Genomic DNA, 19,332 nt, shown 5'->3' on the forward strand with positions numbered 1-19,332 from the left:
TACGCAGCCGCCGAATTCAATATGCCTCGCGGCCGCGCCATGCTCTGGCGTCGCTACTCACGTTGCGCGATCGGGTGTATCGCCGAGATGGGGTAACGATTGAAAAACAAGAGGAAACGGACATGCGGCTGAAGCTGCTTTCGCCTAGCGAAATGAACGCCGCCCAGAAAGAAACCTACGACGAGTCGATCGCCGGCAAGCGCGGCGCGCCACCGGCGCCGATGATGGCCTGGCTGAACAGCCCGGAGATGGCGCGGCACGCCACCCGGCTCGGCGAGGTGCTGCGCTTCGACACGATCTTTCCGCCAAAACTGTCGGAGATCGCGATCCTCGTCACCGCGCGGCACTGGACCGCGCATTACGAATGGTATGCCCACAAGCGCCTCGCGCTGAAGGGCGGCCTCGACCCGAAGATCATCGAGGACATTCGCGTGCGCCGGACGCCGAGCTTCGACGATCCCAAGGCGAGGGTGATCTACGACGTCGCCAAGGCACTGCACGAAGGTCACGGCCTGCCGAAGGGGCTCTATGACGAGGCGGTCGAGGTGCTGAGCCAACGCGGCCTGGTCGAGGTGATCGGCCTCTGCGGCTATTACACGATGGTGTCGATGACGCTGAACACGTTCGAGTTCCAGCTGCCCGGCGGCGAGCTGTCGGAGCTCTGCTAGACCCGCCGGCCGTGGCGTCATCCGGAAACGCTGCGTTTCCGGATGGATCGCTCCGGCCCCGGCAAATCCGGACTATATCAACGGCAGAAGCCTTGCCCGACGCAGGGCGCTGACCCGAACGGAGCCGGACTATGCCGCAAAATCCTCCCATCATCGCGGGCACGCGGATCGGGCATGTCCATCTCAAGGTCGCCGATCTCGAGCGCGCGCTCGGCTTCTATTGCGGCGTGCTCGGCTTCGAGCTGCAGCAACGGATGGGCGCGGACGCGGCCTTCATCTCGGCCGGCGGCTATCACCACCACATCGGCCTCAACACCTGGGAGAGCAAGGGCGGCCACCCGCCGCCATCAGGCACCACCGGCCTGTTCCACACCGCCATCCTTTATCCGACCCGCCCGGCACTCGCGGACGCGCTGCACCGTGTGCTGTCGGCCGGCATCCGGCTCGACGGCGCCAGCGACCACGGCGTCAGCCAGGCGCTCTATCTGCGCGATCCCGACGAGAACGGCGTCGAGCTCTACTGGGACCGGCCCCAAGCCGAATGGCCGCGCAGCGCGGACGGCAAGCTTGCGATGTTCACGCGGCGGCTGGACCTCGACGATCTGTTGAAGCAGCGGGCAGCGTAATTCCATAGCCCGATAATTCCGTAGCCCGGATGGAGCGAAGCGAAATCCGGGGAGCTGCTCGTGTTGGATCAAAGTCCCGGATTACGCTCCGCTCCATCCGGGCTACGCGTCACGGCCTAAACAAGCTGACGAACAGACCCGCCGCGTAGAGCCCAACGCCAAACACCGTATGCGTCACGACGCTGTGCAGCCGTGCGGCCCATGGATGCAGCGTCCGGCTCGCGGCAATGCCGGCACCCATCGCCGGCTGCATCACCAGGAACGGCGCGGCCACGCTGCCTGTCCCGACCAGCAGAGCCGGGCCGATCGCCGGCTGCCGCGCCCAATCGAGGCCGAAGATCGCAAGCAGCACGCCGGCAATGCCGATGCCGATCAGGTAATGGGCGACCCACCCGATGATCCGTTCGCCGGCGACCTGCGGCGACGCGGCAACGCGGTCGTGGCGCAGTCGGCCGGATGCGAGATGGCCGAGCCAGCGGCCGACCAGGGCATAGTCCAGCGACGGGATGCCGAGCAGGTGCGCGCGGATGATCCCCCAGATGTCCATCACGATGGTCGCGCCGGTCCCGATCAGCACCGCGCTCACCACAAACTCCACGGCGTCAGCCATGCCCGGCTTCAGCCGGCGCCCGTGCGGCGACCATCCAGCAGGCAGCGGTGAAGCGAATTTCGGTTCCGTGGATGTAGCGAGCGAACGCACCGCGCACGGTGTCGATCACCTGGGTGCGGCGCGGCTCCTCCATTCCCTGCAACATCACGCCGACCGGCCCGAGCCGGCTGACGTGACGGGTCAGCTCTGTTGCCGGAAAACGCAAGGCGAGATCGATCGGCTCGATCGCGATCGCGCCCCAGCCGCTGGCCTCCAGGATGCTTTCGACCCGCGTCCGGTCCGCGAAGCCGAACTGCCCGGGCGCATCGGGACGTCTCGCCGGGAGATCCGGCAGCAGCGGCTTCGCCGCCTGCTCCGCCGCCGTCATGAAGGGATTCTCGGCAGCACCGCGCCATACGATCAAGCGCACCGGAGCACCCGGCCGGGCGGCACGGCGCAGATTGGCGAAGGCCTGCACCGGATCGGCAAAGAACATCACGCCGAGGCGCGAAATGATCATGTCGAAGCTCGCCGGCGCAAAGACATGGGCCTGCGCGTCGGCGCAGATGAAGTTCGCCGACCGCCCCACCCGCAGCGCGCAGGCGCGCGCCGCCGCGATCATCGGCCCGGAGATGTCGATGCCGGTGCAATGCCCTTCCGGGCCGAGCACTCGGGCCGCCGCGAACGTCGTGGCGCCCGTGCCGCAACCGATATCGAGCACGCGGCTCGCCGCGGCATCGGACACGGCCTGAACCAGCAGCTCCTCGAGCGGCTTGAACATTCCTTCCAGCACGTCGCGCGTGTCGACCCAGGCGCGCCCGGCGGCGCCGTTCCAGAGTTTGGCCTGCTCGTCCTCGGCCTGCGATGCGATGCCCATGATCTCGTCCTTGTTGCCTGGTCGGTTGCCTTGATGCTTGCCTTGCGCAAGCCGCTGGCGGCACACTGCCAGTTCAAGTGAACTTGAGGTCAAGGGCCATGCGGGACATCGATATCGCTGAGGTGGCGGAACTGTCGGGCGTGCGCGCCTCGACCTTGCGCTTCTACGAGGAGAAGGGGCTGATCGCCTCGCATGGCAGGCGCGGGCTGCGTCGCCTGTTCGATCCGGCCGTGCTGGACCGGCTGGCGCTGATCGCGCTTGGGCGTGCCTCCGGCTTCTCGCTCGACGAGATCGCACGAATGTTCGCGCCCGATGGACGGCCGCGCATCGACCGGAAGATGCTCTCGGCCAAGGCCGACGAACTGGACCGCACCATCCGCAGGCTCAACGCGATGCGCGACGGCCTGCGCCATGCCGCCGTCTGCCCGGCGCCGAGCCACATGGAATGTCCGACCTTTCGTCGCCTGCTGCGGGTCGCGGCGGCCGGAAAGATGGAGACGCCGAAGAAGGCGAAGAAATCACGGCGCAAGAGCACATAGCTCAACCCTCATGGTGAGGAGGTGCGAAAGCGCCGTCTCGAACCATGTGGCCCCGCTGGTGGCCTCATTCTTCGAGACGCGCGGAGCCTGTCATCGGGCCGCGCTTCGCGCGGACCCGTTGGCGCTCCTCAGGATGAGGTGCCGGCGGCGCGGCCGCGGGTCATGATCGCCACCGCTGCGATCAGTTCGAGGCCAATGCAGCCGTAGAACGGCAGCGTGTAGCTGCCGGAGAGATCGTGCAGCAGCCCGATCACGCCCGGACCGAACGCGTAGGTAATCTGGTTGATCGCGGTGATCAGGCTGACCAGCACGCCGAACGCGCGCGGCTCGAATTCGCGCTGCACGATCAGCGCCGGCAGCGTAATCAGATTGCCGACCGAGAAACCGAACAGCGCGCAGGCCGCGATCTGCACCACGTCATTGTGCACATTGATGATGAGGGCGAGCGCGATCGCCTGGCTGACAAAGGACAGCGCCGATGCCAGGCGCTGGTTGAGCTGGTCGATCACGAAGGAGAAGGAGACGCGGCCGACCACGGCCATCGCGGTCAGCAGCGCCATCGCCACCGTGGCGCGCTCGCGGCCGATCACCTGGTCGAGATAGGCGATCAGATGCACGATGAAGCCGACCTGGGCGAACAGCACCAGCGCGAACGCAATCGACACCGAGAGGAAGCGGATGTCGCGCAGCGCGCGGGCGCGCACCTGGGTGGCCGACGGCGCGTCGGCCGCCGCTGAAGTGACCGCGTGCAGATGCGCCGGCGGCCGCCCGACGAAGATCAGGATCACCGGCACCATCACCACGACAAGCAGGATAGCGGCGGCGATCATCGCGCCGGAGAAGCCGAAGGTGCCGATCCCCGCCACCAATAGCGGCACGCCGACGATGCCGCCAAAGCTCGCGCCGTTCAGCGCCAGGCTGATCGCCATGCCGCGCTTCTTGTCGAACCACAGGCCGAGCGTGTTGGTGATGATGCCGAGGCTGGTGCCGGCCCAGCCGAACGCCAGCAGCGCGTCGGCAAGATAGAGCTGCCACGGCTCGCGCACCTCGCCGATCGCAACCGCCGCGACCGCCATCGCGAAGCAGCCTGCGATCAGGCAGAGGCGCGCACCGAACGCCTTGATCGCCTCGCTGACGAAGGCGACCAGCGCGGCGCCGAACAGATAGAAGAAGGTCGTACCCGACGAGATCAGCGATGCCGGCCAGCCGTGCAGGCGCTGCAACTCGGCGACATAGACGCTCTGTCCGTAGAAGCCCAGCCCCCAGCCGAAGGTCGCAAGCAGGAAGCAGACGACGACGATGCGCCAGCCCTCGTAACCAAGCGAGGATTCGTCAAGCAGCGTGGGTGAGGATGCGTCCATTTCTTGCTCTTGCTTCCGACATCGTCATGACCGGGCTTAATCCGTTCTCATGATGTGGGAAGCCGTGCAAGCCGATCATTTCGAAACGGATCGAAGTGTCAGCACATGGCAGCAGCAACATGATCCGGAAAAGTGCGAAGCGGTCTTCCGAAAAGATCATGCTTAAGACAAAGCTTAGATGCTGGGATCCGGGATTTCTTCCACCGCGCGCAATTTCACGCGCCGCTTGGCGAATGACGCGAACGAGAGCACGGCAAGCCCGAGCAGCACCGGCGGGAACACCACCATGTTGACGGCATTCCAGCCGTAATGCGCGAGCAGCTGGCCCGACGAGAACGAGCCGATCGCCATCATGCCGAACACCAGGAAATCGTTGAACGCCTGCACCTTGTTGCGTTCCTGCGGCCGGTGCGTTTCCAGCACCAACGCGGAGGCGCCGACGAAGGCAAAATTCCAGCCCACCCCGAGCACGAACAGCGTCGCCCAGAAGTGCGGCGCCGTGATCCCCGACAGGCCGATCAGCGCCGCCACCGCCTCCAGCGCCAGCCCGAGCGCAACGATCACGGGCGCGCCGAACCGCGCGATCAGCGAGCCGGTGAAGAAGCTCGGGCCGTACATCGCCACGATGTGCCACTGGATGCCGAAATTGGAATCGCTGACCGACAGCCCGCACATCTTCATCGCGAGCGGCGCCGAGGTCATCACCAGGTTCATCATCGGATAGGCGATCACGCCGCACAGCGCGGCGGCGATGAAGCGCGGCTGTTTTGCGATCTCGAGCAAGGGGCGGCCGCCATGCAGGTCCGCCGCCGCAGGTTTTGGCGCGTCGACGCCCGACAGCACGGCCATCGCCACCAGCGCGACCAGCGCCTGCATCACGAAGGAGAACGCGAACAGATAGGGCGGCCAGATGTCCATGGTCCATTGCACGAGCTGCGGCCCGAGCACGCCGGCGAACACGCCGCCGGCCATCACCCAGGACACCGCCTTGGGCCGGAACGCGACGCTGGCGCCATCGGCCGCCGCGAAGCGATAGGACTGCGCGACGGCGCCGTAGAGCCCGCCGAGGAAGGTCGCGCCGCAGAACAGCCAGAACGACGAATGCAGGATCGCCCAGGCGCCGAGCGCGCCGGTCAGCGTGCCGCAGAAGGTGCCGACGATGAAGGCTGTGCGCCTTCCATAGGCGCGCGAGATCGCGCCGGTCGGCAGCGTGCCGGCGGCAAGCCCGAGCACATACATCGAGAGCGGCACCGTCGCGAGCGAGATGTCGGGCGCCAGCGTCGCGCCGACGATCGAGCCGGTGGCGAAGATGACGGCCGAATTGGCGCCGGTCAGCGCCTGCGCCGCCGCAAGCCGCCACACATTGCTGCGCGCCCGCGCGTCGCCGCTCGTTTCGTCTCCAGCTGTCACGTCGATCATCGGCCTTCCCGCCTGAAGCCCCGGCGGGAGCCTCCAATCGTCGGCACTATGGAGAGCGGGTGCAGGCCGATCAACCGGCGCAAACGGACGAAGGCCATGCGGGAGGCGCACGATGGTGGGCCTCGTCGAATACTCACACTCCGGCGTCGTCCTGGCTTTCGCCAGGACGACGCCACGAGTATTCCATCGCACGTCACTACCGCACAGGCTTCTTGGCCGGACGCTTCTCGGCGCGCAGCGCGCCGGTCTTGTGCACCTTGGAGCGCGGCCCCACGAGGTGCGGCTTGTGAACCCGCCATTCAAGCGCAAGCGTCGCGGCGAAACCGAAGAAGCTCGACCGGCTCATGCCGAGGCCGGCGGCATGCTTGTCGATCCGTGCGATGAGGCTCTTCGGCAGATAAACGTTGACGCGCTCGGATGGGTCGGGCGGATCGACGCCGACCATGAAGAAGGCGGCGACGTCCGAGCCCTTCGGCGCCACGATGCGCTCGATCGGGGTCGGCTCCGGCAGTGGCCTGCCCTGCTCGACCCAGCCATCGACGGTCTGCGCCAGCGTGTGCTCGGCGCGCTCGATCGCGTCTTCCTGCGATCGCCCCGCGGCGACGCAGCCGGGAAAGTCCGGAAACCACGCCCCGAACGCGCCGCGCGGACCGCGCTCCAGCACGGCCGGATAAAGCCGTCTCTTCATTCTGGCCTCCGTCGTTCGGATATGCTATTTCACACACTCAGGTGTGTCAAATCACACAACAGACAGGAGTGCGCGGCAATGGACCCGCAAGCCGAACTCCGCATCGTCCGCGCGGCCTATGCCAAGCAGATCCTGGCCGCCGCCAATGTCGTCGACGCGCGGCTGACGGAGGCATTTGCCGCGATCCCGCGCGAGGATTTCGTCGGCCCCGGACCGTGGCTGATGCTGCGATGGTGGGCTCGCGACTACATGCCGACCCCCGATGCCGATCCGGTCTATCTCTACACCAACGATCTGGTCGCGTTGCGGCCCGAGCGGCGTCTCAACAACGGCCAGCCGTCGCTGCATGCGCATCTGATGCACCAGGCCGCGCCCGCTGTCGGCGAGCACGTCGTGCATATTGGAACAGGCACCGGCTACTACACGGCGATCCTCGCGCACCTGGTCGGACCGTCCGGCCGCGTGACCGGCATCGAATACGATCCAGCCCTTGCGGCAGACGCCCGCGCCAACCTCGCAGATTACGCAAATGTCGAGATCGTCCAGGGCGACGGCACACAGGTCGCGTTCGCCTCCGCCGACGTGATCTATGTCAATGCCGGCTGCACCCGGCCGGCCGCGCGATGGCTCGACGGCCTCGCCGATGGCGGCCGCCTGATCCTGCCGCTGACGTCGGACGAGGGATTCAGGGGCGGCACGCCGGACCAGGTGGCGCGCTCCGGCGCCGTCTTCCGGATCCGGCGCAACGGTGCGGAGTATCAAGCCGACTGGATCTCAGCGGTTGCGATCATTCCCTGCGACGGCGGTCGCGACGCGGCGTCCGAAAAGGCGCTGGCCGAAGCCTTCGCCCGCGGCGGCTGGCAGAAGGTGACGCGGCTCACCCGCGATGCCGGGATTCCCGACGATCGTTGCTGGCTGCGCGGCGACGGATGGTGCCTGGCTTACGACTAGGCGGCATCCTTCCGCTCAAACATCAGGATCATGTTGTTGGCCGGCATCTCGAAAGTACCAGCCAGCTTCAGCCCGACGCTGTCCGCAAGCGCCTCGACATCGGCGATGTCGCGCACGCCCCATTCGGCGTCGCGTTCGCGCAACGAGGTGTCGAACACCGCGTTGCTGAGCGAGGTGTGCTTGCCGCCGCGCTTGAACGGGCCATAGAGGAACAGCCGGCCGTCGGCGCGCAAATGCCTGGAGGCGCCGGCGAACAGGCCCTCGGCGACGCGCCACGGCGCGATGTGGATCACATTGGCGCAGAAGATCGCGAGCAGTTCGTCCGGACCTTTGCCATCCGGCGGCGCCGGCGACCAGGCCGGGTCGGACAGATCGATCGGCTGCGGCGGCCGGATGTTGGCAAGGGCGGCATGCGCGCTCCAGGCCTCGATGCTGCGCAGATGCGCCGCATGAAGGTCGCTCGGCCACCAGATGATGTCAGGCGTCTCGCCGGCGAAACAGACGACATGCTGGCCGGTGCCGCTGCCGGCTTCCAGCACATCGCCGGACTGGCCAGCGAGATAATCCTTCAGCACCGCCCAGATCGGCTGGTGATTGCGGTGGAACGCCGCCGCGTCGAGCCGTCCGTCCGCCTCGACCGGGCTGCCGTCCTTGCCGAACTCCACCACGAACTCCGCCACCACGCTTCTCCTGTGTTAGCCGAATGTAGACAGCGCAGCTGCACCCGGCAAATGCGGAACCGACGGAGCGTCAGCACTGCCAGATCCGTCATCCTGAGAGGCTGTGACCCTATTTGAAGTTAGCAGCTGCGGCAAAAGCGGGATTGGGCTGTGACGATTTGATGGCCAGGCTTCAAGCTGCAGCCTGGAGCAGGCGGTGGCCGGCCAGGATGTTGTTGGTGAGTGCGAACCAGCGCAGGACCGTCTGGACCTTTTTGAGGCCGCGTACGGTGAACTGCTGCAGGCCCCAGTTGCGGAAGCGAGCGTTGATACACTCCGCCTGGGCTCGACGCTTGTAGATCGACTTGCCACGTGGGCTCTTCATGCGGGCTCGCCAGGCGGCGACGCCGGGCCCATCGTTGTCGCGTGGCTCATATGGGTCGCGCTGGTGCTTGCTGCGTGAAGGCGGCCCGTAGACCTTGATGCCGCGGTCAGCCGCCCACTCGGTATCCTCATTCTTGTTGAAGCCGCCGTCGATCAGCAACCGCTTCGGCCATCGGCCATGGCGGCGGTTGATCTCCTCCAGCATCGGCCGGGCCAAGCCGCGGTCGGAGCCGACGGTTTTGACGTCCGGGATGATCACGATCTGGCCACCGGCGACGGTCGAGAGCTGGCAATTGTAGGCGGGGCGGAAGCCGCCATCGGCCATTTTCATGACGCGGGCATCGGGGTCGGTGGTGGAGGCGCGCGGCTCCTTCTGCTTCTCGACCTCCTTCTTGTTGGTCTTGCTGCGCCGTTCGCGTTCCGCCTCGATCTCGGCCAGCTTTTTCAGCGCTGCCGCCACGCGCTGCTCGCGTTCACGCAGGGCCCGTTCGTTGGCCGCAGCGATCCGCCGGCTGCTGGCTTGCGGATCGTCGGCTGCTTCGTCCTTCAGCTGTCGGATCAATCGTTGCGCCTTGCGCAACTCCTTGTGAAGCTTCCTGCGGCGGCGGAACGACTTGCTCCCAGCCGAGGCACGTACCCGCACTCCGTCCTGCGCCACCTCATCGAGGTCGATGATCTCGGCCACCGACAGGCTGGCGATGTTTTCGCTCAACAGCCGATCCAGAAGCTCCGGATGCGCCGTGCGGAAGTCGGCAAGGCCGTGATAGTTCACACTCACCCCGCCGCAGAGCCACCGATAGACGTCGTGGCTCTCACACAGCCTGGCCAGCGCTCGCGCGCTGCCAACCCCCTCGCTCGTCGCATAAAGCCACAGTGCCAGTAAAAGCCGCGGGCTCGCCGGGGCCTGTCCCGCCGTGTGGGTTCGAGCTCTAATCGCCTCTTCAAGCTCGCCCAGATCAAGCTTCTCGACGTAAGCCCAGATCACCCGGACTGGATGATCGGCGGCTACCAGCGCCTCCAGATCGACTGCCCGAAGCTCGATCTGATCGCGTACCGGTTCCCGCATCCGCGGCTGCCCCGGATCGCTCTCCCGCTCAGCTTTCTGTACCGGAAGATCGGCAAACAGTTCGTCGCCAGGCATCGCTGCACCTCTCGGATAGTACAGCTGCAGGAATCACTCCGCGTAGGAAAACTCAACCCTCATCCCGAACAAAGATTCACACCCTCTGAGGAGCGCGTAGCGCGTCTCGAAGGACGCACGGCCACAGTCGGGCCGTCGACCCTTCGAGACGCCCGCGTTGCGGCCTCCTCAGGGTGACGGAGTTGATCTTGTCCGCAAAGACATTAACCCCGTCGCAACGCGCCTATTCTCCGAGTTGCCAGCCGATGGCCTTTGTGCTTTCCACTCTTTATATTGCGATGGGATCATCGAGATTGAAGCCCGGGAAACGTTCCTTGATCGCCACTTTCTCCAAGCCAGCCTTCATTCTGGCGCTGCTGGCGGGTACCGCCATGGCCGCGCCCGCGCAGGCCCAATCCGCCGCCGAGGGACAGAAGCTCGCCTTCGACCGCGGCAAGGGCAATTGCCTGACCTGCCATGTCATCAAGGGCGGCGACCTGCCCGGCACGATCGGCCCCGAGCTGACCGGGCTGAAGGCGAAATACAGCCGCGACGAGCTGATCGCGATCGTGACGGACGAGACCAAGCGCAACCCGCAGACCGTGATGCCACCGTTCGGCCGAAACCGGATTTTGAGCGAGAAGGAAATCAGCGCGGTGGTGGACTTCCTGCAAACACTGTGACGCCGCGACCGCCGCTTGAGGAGTTTTATTAGATGAACATCACGACCAGCGAATTTTCCGGGGCACGCCGCCTGGTGCTGAAGGGCGCCGGCGTCGCCGCACTGATCGGCCTCGGCGTCATTCTGCTCGACGTGCCGCAGGCGCTCGCCGCCGCCAACGACAAATATCCGGATGAGGCGTTCAAGCAGAAGAACGAGGCCGACGCGATCAAGGCGCTCTACGGCAAAACCGCCGAGCCCTCGGACAAGGTCAAGATGGACGCGCCTGAAATCGCCGAGAACGGCGCTGTGGTGCCGATCTCCGCCACCACGACGCTGGCCGACGTCACTTCGATCTCGTTTTTGGTCAGCGAGAACCCGATCTCGCTGGTCGCATCGTACAAGATTCCTGCCGGCACGCTGCCGAGCGTCGCCAACCGCATCAAGATGGCCAAGAGCAGCAACGTCATCGTGATCGTAGAGGCCGGCGGCAAGCTCTACAGCGCCAAAAAGGAAATCAAGGTCACCGTCGGCGGCTGCGGCGGCTGAATACGCATGATCCGGAAAAGTGGGAACCGGTTTTCCGACAAGATCATGCGCAAACAATAGGGACAAACCAGATGGCATCGAGCATTCGCGTGCGCGCCACCTCGAACGGCGACACCACCGAGGTGCAGGCGCTGATCCAGCATCCGATGGATTCCGGCTTCGTCAAGGACGCCAAGGGCGAGATCATCCCGCCGCATTTCATCCAGCAACTCACCTTCGAGTATGATGGCAAGCCGGTGTTCGTCGCCGACTGGGGCGGCGGCGTCTCCAAGGACCCCTACGTCAAGTTCGCCTTCAAGGGCGGCAAGAAGGGCGACGATCTGAAGGTCAGCTGGGTCGACAACAAGGGCGCGACCGACACCACCACGGCGAAGATTCAATGACGCGGCGCCTCGCAATTCGCGCAGCATTTGCAGCGTTTGCGCTCGGCATGCTGGCGCTCGCGCCGGCGGTGCGTGCGGCCGACAGCGTCGATCCCGCGGCCGACAAGGCCGCGTTCCAGAAATTCTTCACCACCAAATTCCCCAAGCTGAAGCTCGAGGATTTCGTCAACGGTCCCTATTCGATGAATGAGGACCTGCACAGGCAGTGGGAAGAGAAGGAGCAATTTCCGCCTTACGAGTTCTCGCTCGAAGCCGGCAAGGAAATGTTCTCGACGCCGTTCAAGAACGGCAAGACCTACGCCGACTGCTTCCCGAACAAGGGCATCGGCATCCGCCAGAACTATCCTTACTTCGACGAGAAGGAAGGCAAGGTCGTCACGCTCGAGCTCGCGCTCAACCGCTGCCGCGAGGCCAACGGCGAGGCGCCGTTCTCCTATGTGAAGGACGACATGGCGGCGCTCACCGCCTACATGGCCTTCACCTCGCGCGGCAAGCCGATGGACATCAAGATCCCGAACGATCCGCGCGCACTGGAGGCCTACCAGAAGGGCAAGGAGTATTTCTACACCCGCCGCGGCCAGCTCAATTTCTCCTGCGCCACCTGCCACATCCAGAGCCCGGGCGAGCGGATTCGCGCAGAGGTGCTGGCGCCGGCGCTCGGCATCCTCAACGCGATGCCGATCTACCGCTCGGAATGGAGCGGCATGGGCACCACCAGCCGCCGCTTCACCACCTGTAACAGCCAGGTCCGCGGCGTGCCGCTCAATCCGCAGGACGACGAGTACCGCAACCTCGAATACTATTTGTCCTATGTCAGCAATGGCCTGCCGATTTCAGGGCCGGGAGCGCGGCCATGAGAGCGGCAATCCTGACGGCAGCGGTCGTGCTGCTCGCAACCGCGACGGGCGCGTTTGCCGCCTCCGAAGCCGACTACAAGGCGGCCTACGCCGCGGCTGAGGCCGCCAACAAGGAAGCCGGCGCCCAGCGCAACCAGTGGACCACCACCGCCTCGACGCTTTCGGCCGCAAAAAAGGCCGGTGATGCTGGTGATTTCGACACCGCCGTCGTCCAGGCCAAGGAGGCCGAGGCACTGGCAAAGGCATCGATCTTCCAGGCCACCAGCGAAAAGGAACGCTGGAAGGACATGGAAATTCGTTGACCCCCAGGAGTTAGGGAAGCACGGGCGGAAGGGTTCCCTCCCCCCTTGCGGGGGAGGGTTAGGGAGAGGGGTAAGCAGCGCGGGCGGTGTTCATGGCTTACCCCTCTCTCCAACTCTCCCCCGCAAGGGGGGAGAGAGCCCTACCACCGCCCGCTTGGCTTCGAACCAAATGCCGTGAGAGTGATGATCATCCGCCGCCGGGATTTCCTGAGAGCTTCGGCCGCCGCAACGCTGACCGCCGGCCTGCCGGCGCGCTTTGCGCGCGGCGCCGATACCGCGAGCGTCTACGACCTCGAGCGCTTCGGCAATTCCCGCATCCTGCACCTGACCGACACCCATGCGCAGCTGAAGCCGGTGTTCTTCCGCGAGCCCAGCGTCAATCTCGGCGTCGGTGCGATGGCCGGCCAGCCGCCGCATCTGGTCGGCAAGGCGTTCCTCGATCGCTTCGGCATCCGCCCCGACAGCGCCGATGCCTATGCGTTCACCTGCGTCGAGTTCGAGAAGGCCGCCGGCCGCTTCGGCCGGCTCGGCGGCTTTGCCCATTTGAAGACGCTGATCGACAAGCTGCGCGCCGATGTCGGCGAGAAGCGCTCGATGCTGCTCGACGGCGGCGACCTCTGGCAGGGGTCGGGGCTCGCCAACGCGATGAACGGCGCCGACATGGTCGAGGCTGCCAACCTGCTCGGCATCGAGGCGATGACCGGGCATTGGGAATTCACCTATGGCGAGCAGGTGCTGCGCGACAATCTCGCCCGCTTCAAGGGCGAGTTCGTGGCGCAGAACGTGTTCCTGACCGAGGAAGCCGCGTTCAACGACGCCAAGGCGTTCGATCCGGCCTCGGGGCGCGTGTTCAAGCCGTCGATCATCAAGGAGATCGGCGGCCACCGCGTCGCGATCATCGGCCAGGCCTTCCCCTATGTGCCGATCGCGCACCCCAAGCGCTTCACGCCGGACTGGAAGTTCGGCATCCGCGACGACGAGCTGCAAAAGCTGGTCGACGGCCACCGCAACAACGACAAGGTCGAGGCGGTGATCCTGCTGTCGCATAACGGCATGGACGTCGACCTCAAGCTCGCCAGCCGCGTCACCGGCATCGACGTGATCCTCGGCGGCCACACCCATGACGCGATCCCGATCCCGATCACGGTGACCAATGCCGGCGGCGTCACGCTGGTCACCAATGCCGGCTCCAACGGCAAGTTCATCGGCGTGCTCGATCTCGATCTCGCCAAGGGCAAGGTCGCCAATGTCCGCTACCGGCTGCTGCCTGTGTTCGCCGAGCTGTTGAAGCCCGATCCCGCCATGCAGGCGCTGATCGAAAAGATGCGCGACCCGCATGCCGACGAATGGAGCGACAAGCTCGGCACCGCCGACCGCCTGCTGTACCGCCGCGGCAATTTCTCCGGCACCGTCGACCAGCTGATCTGCGACGCGCTGCTGAACCAGCTCGACGCCGAGATCGCGCTGTCGCCCGGCTTCCGCTGGGGCCTCACCACGCTCGCCGGCCAGCCGCTGACCATGGAAGACGTGCTGTCGGAAACCGCGATCACCTATCCGGAGACCTACGTCACCAAGATGACCGGCAGCCAGATCAAGGACGTGATGGAGGACGTCTGCGACAATTTGTTCAACGTCGATCCCTACTACCAGCAAGGCGGCGATATGGTTCGCGTCGGCGGCCTCGCCTACACCTGCACGCCGGGGGAATCCGTCGGCAAACGGATTTCCGAGCTGAAGCTCGGCAACGGCAAGCATCTCGAAGCCGGCAAGCACTACAAGGTCGCGGGCTGGGCCTCGGTCAACCAGCAGAACGGCGCGCCGATCTGGGACGTCGTCGCCAAGCATCTGCGCTCCGGCCGGCCGCCGAACCGCGACGAGCCCGGCGTGACGCTGAAAGGCGTCGACGACAACCCGGGCATTGCGAGGCACGGATGACGCGGCGCGCGGTCATCGCAGCGCTCTGCATTGCGGCGATCGCGCTGGCGACGCCGCTCGCCCGCGCCCAGTTCGCGCCATTGCAGGACAAGCCGTTCGCCGAGCACAAGGTCGTGCTGCAGCTCTCCGACAACGATCCGAAGAAGCAGGGCCTCGTCATCAGCGTCGCCAACAATCTGATGAAGCATTACGATCCCGACAAGGTCGCGGTCGAGATCGTCGCGTTCGGCCCGGGCATCGAGCTGCTCAAGCCCGACAATCCGAACCGCAGACTGGTCGAGAGCCTAGTCGCACAGGGCGCGCGGGTCGACATCTGCCTCAACACCGTCGACACGATCGAGCGCGACAGCGGCAAGCGGCCGGACTACATCGCCGCCGCCACTCCCGTGCAGGTCGGCGTCGCGCAGATTTTGCTTCTCACCGAGAACGGCTACACGCTGGTGCGGCCGTAACGGCTCCGCCGTCATTGCGAGTCAACGGGACGCGCGAACGCGCCTTCGCAACCAGCACACCGGCCACCGACGCCACCATCGTACCGTCAAGCGTGGTGCATCCGATGAAGTTGCAGCAGCGGGGCTGGAGCTACGTGCGGCCCTGATCGCTCGCATGCATCCTGACCCGTCATCCTGAGAGCTTGTGAAGCTATTCACCCCGTCATTGCGAGGAGCGATAGCGACGAAGCAATCCATGCTTCCGCGTATGCCGCGCGATGGATTGCTTCGCTTCGCTCGCAATGACGCGGATAGAGCTGCGCGCCCCGTCACCCCCGCGCAAAGGCGAAGCCTTTGCGCGGGGGTGACGAGAACCGGATTCGCCCGGGGATGGATTTGCTTTGAATGCACCCTATCTATGGAATAATATCCTCCCTGAGACTCGGCCTGGAGAATAGGTAAGCCGTCATGATCTTTCGCCAGCTCTTCGACAGCGTGTCCGGCACCTACAGCTATCTGCTCGCGAGCCGCGCCGGCGGCGAGGCGCTGATCCTCGATCCCGTGCTGGAGAAGGCCGACCGCTACTGCAAGCTGCTGCAGGAACTCGACCTCCGTTTGGTGAAAGCCGTCGATACCCATCTGCACGCCGATCACGTCACCGGCCTCGGCGAGCTGCGCGACCGCACCCAGTGCATCACCATCATGGGCGAGCAGAGCAAGGCCGACGTGGTGTCGATGCGCGTCTCCGACGGCGATAGAGTGACGATCGAGGGCCTCTGCCTCGAGGCGCTGTACACGCCCGGCCACACCGACGACTCATATAGCTACTTGATGGGCGACCGTGTCTTCACCGGCGACACGCTGTTGATCCGCGGCACCGGCCGCACCGATTTCCAAAACGGCAGCGCGCGGGCGCAGTACGATTCGATCTTCAACCGCCTGCTCAAGCTGCCGGAGGAGACCATGGTGTTCCCCGCACATGACTACAAGGGCGACACCGTTTCCACCATCGGCGAGGAGAAGCGCTACAATCCGCGGCTGCAGGTGAAATCGATCGACGACTATGTCGAGCTGATGAACAATCTCAATTTGCCGAATCCGAAGCTGATGGATGTCGTGGTGCCCGCCAACATGCATGTCGGCCTGCATCAGGACGAGCTCGCCAAGGAAGGCCTCTCGCTGAACGCGCGCGACGCCATCGCGAGCCTCGGTCGTCCCGATATCCTCTTGGTCGATCTGCGCGAGACCGCGGAGCGCGCCAAGCACGGCACGCTGGCCGGCGCGCTGCATGCGCCCTATCCGGGGATTTGCGCCACCTTGCAGCCCGGCGGCATGCTGCGCGAAGTCGCGGCCGCGACCGGCCGCCGCGTCGTGTTCTTCTGCGCCTTCGGCGAGCGCTCGGCGATGGCCGTTGCCGCCGCGAAGAAGGCCGGGCTGGCCAACACCGCCCATATCGAAGGCGGCATCGACGCGTGGAAGAAGGCCGGCGGGCCGGTGGTGTTGGGGTAGGTCCCTCAGCGTCGTTGCGAGGAGCGAAGCGACGAAGCAATCCATACCTCAGCAAGCGGAAAGATGGATTGCTTCGCTCCGCTCGCAATGACGACGCAGAGACCTAACGCGTCACCCTTTTCAACTCTTCCGTCAGCCGATCCAGTGCATCCGCCAGCATCACGCCGCCGCACACCGTGAGCCGCTCGGGCAGCACGATGCGCTTGCCTTCCGGATAGAAGCGCTCCAGCGCCGGATGCAGCAGGAAGGCGCGGCCCTCATCCTCGGCGCGATCGCCGGCTTCCGACACCAGGATGAAATCCGGCCGCAGCTTCACGATCGCCTCGAGCGAGGCAAACCCGCCCGCGCCGAGGCCGAGCTCGCCGGCGGCGTTGGTCAGGCCCGTCGCCGTCAGCAGCGAGCTGACCAGGCTGCCGTCGCCCGAGACAAAGCCGCGCCGCTCCAAAGGCAGCACGCGATACTGACGCGTGCTCGCCACCGCCCGCGCCCGCGCGATCGCCGCATCGAGGCGCGCGATCTCGGCCTGCGCGCGATCCGGATGCTGCAGCACACCGCCCATCGCCAAAATCTGCTTCCTCACCTCGTCCAGGGTGCGCGGCACCGTGAACTCGACGAGGTGCAGCCCGTTGGCCTTCAGCAGATCGCGCGTCGCACGCTTGTCGAACAGGCTGACGACGACGATGTCGGGCTTGAGCAGCAGCACATCCTCGGCCCCGCCGGACAGGCGCGGATAGCTTCGCGCCTGCTCGGCGGCCCAGGATTGCCAGGCATCGCGCGAGAAGCGGCTGAGGCCGAGGATCTGGTCCGGATCGGCCAGCGTCAGCACGAGCTGATCGCTGCAGACATTCATCGAGACGATGCGCGGTCCGACGGCGAACGCGGTGCTGCACGACATCATCCATGCGACCGCTGCCAGGGCTGCGAGACGCCGCATCATCACACATCCGCCCACGGCACAATGACGGCCTCGCGCTGGAATTCGGCGCGATAGGCGCTGACCCTGAACACACTGGCGAGGACTGCTTCGGACAGTGCCTGCTCCGGCGCGCCCTGCGCGGCCAGCCGTCCCTCCGAAAGCACCAGCACATCATCGGCGAAGCGCGCCGCGAGCCCGAGATCGTGCGTCACCACGATGACCAGCACACCAGTGTCGGCGACGTTGCGCAGCTTCTGCATCACGTCGATCTGGTGGCGCGGATCGAGCGAGGCGGTCGGCTCGTCGGCGAGGATCACCGGCGCTTCCACCGCGAGCACGCGGGCCAGCGCGACGCGGCTGCGCTCGCCGCCGGAGAGCTCGGTAACGCGGCGATCGCTGAACGCCTCGACGTCGACCGCCTGCATCGCGCGCAGCACCGCCTCCATATCCAGCTGCGACAGCCGCGCCGGATCGGTCGCGCCATGCGGATAGCGGCCGAGCGCGACGATATCGCGCGCCGGCAGCGGCCAGTGCACCATATGGCCCTGCGGCAAATAGGCGAAGCGTTTGGCGCGCTCGCGCAACGGGAGCGACGCCAGCGCGTCGCCGCCGATCCTGATGTCGCCGTCGGATGGAATCAGTCCGGCCAGCGCACGCAGCAGCGTGGTCTTGCCGGCGCCGTTCGGCCCGACCAGCGCGACCAGATGACCCGCGGTCAACGCCAGCGAGACATCGTGCAGCACCCTGCGGCTGCCGAGCGAGGCGTTGAGCGCGGTGGCGGAGAGCAGCGTCATGCCACGCCTCCGCCGAGTGCGCGGCGTTCGCGCATGATCAGATAGAGGAAGAACGGCACGCCGATGATCGAGGTCAGCACGCCGACCTTGATATCCGAGGTAGAGGGGATGATGCGCACCGCGATATCGGCCGCAAGCAGCAGCGCCGAGCCGGTGAGCGCGCTCGGCACCAGGAGCCGCGCCGGATCGTGACCGATCACCGGGCGCATCAGATGCGGCGCGACCAGACCGATGAAGCCGATCGTGCCTGTCACGGCGACCGCGCCGCCGACGCCGAGCGCAACGCCAGTGATGACGTAGAGCCGCAGCCGTCCGACGTCGACGCCGAGACTCTGCGCCGCTTCCTCGCCGAGCGTCAGCGCGCGGAACGCGCTCGCCTGGCTGAGCAGGATGGCGGCGCCAGCGATGATAAAGGGCAGCGCCAGCGCGACGTGCTGAAAGCTGCGATCCTCCAGCGAGCCGAGCAGCCAGAACGCGATCTCCAGCACCACGAACGGATTGCTGGAGAGGTTCATCACCAGCGCCGTCGCCGCTCCCGCAAAGCTCGAGATCGCGAGCCCCGCGAGGATCAGGATCAACAGCCCGGCATTGCGGCCGGCAATCGCGAGCAGCGCGAATACCGAGCCGAACGCGGCGATGATCGCCACCACCGGCAGTGCATAGGAGCGTACATCGGCGAGACCCAGCGCAATGACCAGCACCGCGCCGAACGCCGCCGATTGCGGCGCACCGAACAGCGACGGCGAGGCCAGCGGATTGCGCAGCAACCCTTGCAGCGCGGCGCCGGACAGGCCGAGAATGCCGCCGATCGCAAACGCCAGGATGGTGCGCGGCAGGCGGATCTCGCGCACGATCACCTGCGCCACGTCGCTGCCGCTGCCGAACAGCGCCTCGATCACCGCGAGCGGCGACAGCGGCACCGGGCCGATCCCGAGCGAGATCACCAGCAGCAGCACCACGAGCGCGAGCAGCGCCGCGGTGACGCCCCACCGGCGCCGCGCCGCGACCTCGGCCGCCAAGGCAAAATCCTGCACGCTCATTGAATCCATGCTCTTACAGCGATCGCCGTGGCAGACAAGCGACACTCGCCAAAAACCGTGGCGGAGCGGCCATT

General features: G+C 66.0%; 22 protein-coding genes. 12 read left to right on the forward strand and 10 right to left on the reverse strand.

Features of this window, described 5'->3' with window-relative positions:
* Positions 1 to 122: 122 nt before the first annotated feature.
* Entirely contained in the window at positions 123 to 668 is a 546-nt protein-coding gene (locus tag ACVILL_RS10090; RefSeq protein WP_194457984.1) for a carboxymuconolactone decarboxylase family protein, read from the forward strand.
* A 131-nt stretch (positions 669 to 799) separates the two neighbouring features.
* Positions 800 to 1,294: a VOC family protein gene (locus ACVILL_RS10095; RefSeq protein WP_456728919.1), complete on the forward strand. Its 495-nt coding sequence runs from the start codon at positions 800 to 802 to the stop codon at positions 1,292 to 1,294.
* A 109-nt stretch (positions 1,295 to 1,403) separates the two neighbouring features.
* Here ACVILL_RS10095 and ACVILL_RS10100 read toward each other — a convergent pair whose 3' ends face one another.
* Complete coding sequence (locus ACVILL_RS10100) at positions 1,404 to 1,904, reverse strand: DUF2938 domain-containing protein (RefSeq protein WP_456728920.1); 501 nt, start codon at positions 1,902 to 1,904, stop codon at positions 1,404 to 1,406.
* Positions 1,897 to 2,760, reverse strand: coding sequence for a class I SAM-dependent methyltransferase (locus tag ACVILL_RS10105; RefSeq protein WP_456728921.1), 864 nt, complete (start codon positions 2,758 to 2,760; stop codon positions 1,897 to 1,899). The genes ACVILL_RS10100 and ACVILL_RS10105 overlap by 8 nt, the downstream gene beginning before the upstream one ends.
* Before the next feature lie 98 nt (positions 2,761 to 2,858).
* Here ACVILL_RS10105 and ACVILL_RS10110 point away from each other — a divergent pair, with 98 nt between their 5' ends.
* Entirely contained in the window at positions 2,859 to 3,299 is a 441-nt protein-coding gene (locus ACVILL_RS10110) for a helix-turn-helix domain-containing protein (protein ID WP_456728922.1), read from the forward strand.
* 128 nt (positions 3,300 to 3,427) lie between these two features.
* Here ACVILL_RS10110 and ACVILL_RS10115 read toward each other — a convergent pair whose 3' ends face one another.
* The 3 genes from ACVILL_RS10115 to ACVILL_RS10125 all read right to left on the reverse strand — a co-directional run bounded on the left by ACVILL_RS10115 (position 3,428) and on the right by ACVILL_RS10125 (position 6,767).
* Positions 3,428 to 4,660: an MFS transporter gene (locus ACVILL_RS10115; protein WP_456728923.1), complete on the reverse strand. Its 1,233-nt coding sequence runs from the start codon at positions 4,658 to 4,660 to the stop codon at positions 3,428 to 3,430.
* A gap of 174 nt (positions 4,661 to 4,834) precedes the next feature.
* On the reverse strand, positions 4,835 to 6,079 hold the full coding sequence (locus ACVILL_RS10120) for an MFS transporter (RefSeq protein WP_456728924.1): 1,245 nt from the start codon (positions 6,077 to 6,079) through the stop codon (positions 4,835 to 4,837).
* Positions 6,080 to 6,275: 196 nt separating this feature from the next.
* Positions 6,276 to 6,767: a type II toxin-antitoxin system HicB family antitoxin gene (locus ACVILL_RS10125; protein WP_456728925.1), complete on the reverse strand. Its 492-nt coding sequence runs from the start codon at positions 6,765 to 6,767 to the stop codon at positions 6,276 to 6,278.
* Positions 6,768 to 6,845: 78 nt separating this feature from the next.
* On the opposite strand from ACVILL_RS10125, the gene ACVILL_RS10130 reads away from it, so the two are divergent.
* Complete coding sequence (locus ACVILL_RS10130) at positions 6,846 to 7,718, forward strand: protein-L-isoaspartate O-methyltransferase family protein (protein ID WP_456728926.1); 873 nt, start codon at positions 6,846 to 6,848, stop codon at positions 7,716 to 7,718.
* On the opposite strand, the gene ACVILL_RS10135 is transcribed toward ACVILL_RS10130, so the two are convergent.
* Complete coding sequence (locus tag ACVILL_RS10135; RefSeq protein WP_456728927.1) at positions 7,715 to 8,398, reverse strand: DUF938 domain-containing protein; 684 nt, start codon at positions 8,396 to 8,398, stop codon at positions 7,715 to 7,717. The genes ACVILL_RS10130 and ACVILL_RS10135 overlap by 4 nt on opposite strands.
* Positions 8,399 to 8,570: 172 nt before the next feature.
* Positions 8,571 to 9,902, reverse strand: a complete 1,332-nt coding sequence (locus ACVILL_RS10140) for an IS1182 family transposase (RefSeq protein ID WP_456728556.1) — start codon at positions 9,900 to 9,902, stop codon at positions 8,571 to 8,573.
* Positions 9,903 to 10,273: 371 nt separating this feature from the next.
* On the opposite strand from ACVILL_RS10140, the gene soxX reads away from it, so the two are divergent.
* The 8 genes from soxX (at position 10,274) to ACVILL_RS10180 (ending at position 16,508) form a co-directional block, all read left to right on the forward strand.
* Entirely contained in the window at positions 10,274 to 10,564 is a 291-nt protein-coding gene (gene soxX, locus ACVILL_RS10145) for a sulfur oxidation c-type cytochrome SoxX (RefSeq protein ID WP_456734226.1), read from the forward strand.
* 32 nt (positions 10,565 to 10,596) lie between these two features.
* The gene (gene soxY, locus ACVILL_RS10150) at positions 10,597 to 11,091 is read left to right on the forward strand and encodes a thiosulfate oxidation carrier protein SoxY (protein WP_456728928.1); all 495 of its coding nucleotides are present in this window, start codon (positions 10,597 to 10,599) and stop codon (positions 11,089 to 11,091) included.
* Positions 11,092 to 11,162: 71 nt separating this feature from the next.
* A complete protein-coding gene (gene soxZ / locus ACVILL_RS10155) occupies positions 11,163 to 11,474 on the forward strand; it encodes a thiosulfate oxidation carrier complex protein SoxZ (RefSeq protein ID WP_016848045.1) in 312 nt (103 codons plus the stop codon).
* Entirely contained in the window at positions 11,471 to 12,331 is an 861-nt protein-coding gene (gene soxA, locus ACVILL_RS10160; protein WP_456728929.1) for a sulfur oxidation c-type cytochrome SoxA, read from the forward strand. The genes soxZ and soxA overlap by 4 nt, the downstream gene beginning before the upstream one ends.
* Positions 12,328 to 12,633, forward strand: coding sequence for a hypothetical protein (locus tag ACVILL_RS10165; RefSeq protein WP_456728930.1), 306 nt, complete (start codon positions 12,328 to 12,330; stop codon positions 12,631 to 12,633). Before soxA ends, ACVILL_RS10165 begins: the two co-directional genes overlap by 4 nt.
* A 183-nt stretch (positions 12,634 to 12,816) precedes the next feature.
* Positions 12,817 to 14,568, forward strand: coding sequence for a thiosulfohydrolase SoxB (gene soxB / locus ACVILL_RS10170; protein ID WP_456734227.1), 1,752 nt, complete (start codon positions 12,817 to 12,819; stop codon positions 14,566 to 14,568).
* Entirely contained in the window at positions 14,565 to 15,020 is a 456-nt protein-coding gene (locus tag ACVILL_RS10175; RefSeq protein ID WP_456728931.1) for a DsrE family protein, read from the forward strand. Before soxB ends, ACVILL_RS10175 begins: the two co-directional genes overlap by 4 nt.
* A 447-nt stretch (positions 15,021 to 15,467) precedes the next feature.
* Complete coding sequence (locus ACVILL_RS10180; RefSeq protein ID WP_456728932.1) at positions 15,468 to 16,508, forward strand: MBL fold metallo-hydrolase; 1,041 nt, start codon at positions 15,468 to 15,470, stop codon at positions 16,506 to 16,508.
* A gap of 103 nt (positions 16,509 to 16,611) precedes the next feature.
* Here ACVILL_RS10180 and ACVILL_RS10185 read toward each other — a convergent pair whose 3' ends face one another.
* From ACVILL_RS10185 to ACVILL_RS10195, 3 genes are read right to left on the reverse strand one after another with little or no spacing between them, the layout of a single operon-like run.
* Positions 16,612 to 17,442 carry an ABC transporter substrate-binding protein gene (locus ACVILL_RS10185; protein ID WP_456734228.1) on the reverse strand — a complete coding sequence of 277 codons (831 nt, stop codon included), beginning with the start codon at positions 17,440 to 17,442 and terminating at the stop codon, positions 16,612 to 16,614.
* Positions 17,443 to 17,444: 2 nt separating this feature from the next.
* On the reverse strand, positions 17,445 to 18,218 hold the full coding sequence (locus ACVILL_RS10190; protein ID WP_456728933.1) for an ABC transporter ATP-binding protein: 774 nt from the start codon (positions 18,216 to 18,218) through the stop codon (positions 17,445 to 17,447).
* Positions 18,215 to 19,258, reverse strand: a complete 1,044-nt coding sequence (locus ACVILL_RS10195) for a FecCD family ABC transporter permease (RefSeq protein ID WP_456728934.1) — start codon at positions 19,256 to 19,258, stop codon at positions 18,215 to 18,217. The genes ACVILL_RS10190 and ACVILL_RS10195 overlap by 4 nt, the downstream gene beginning before the upstream one ends.
* Positions 19,259 to 19,332: the final 74 nt, after the last annotated feature.

The sequence above is a fragment of the Bradyrhizobium sp. USDA 3364 genome, from assembly GCF_054056355.1.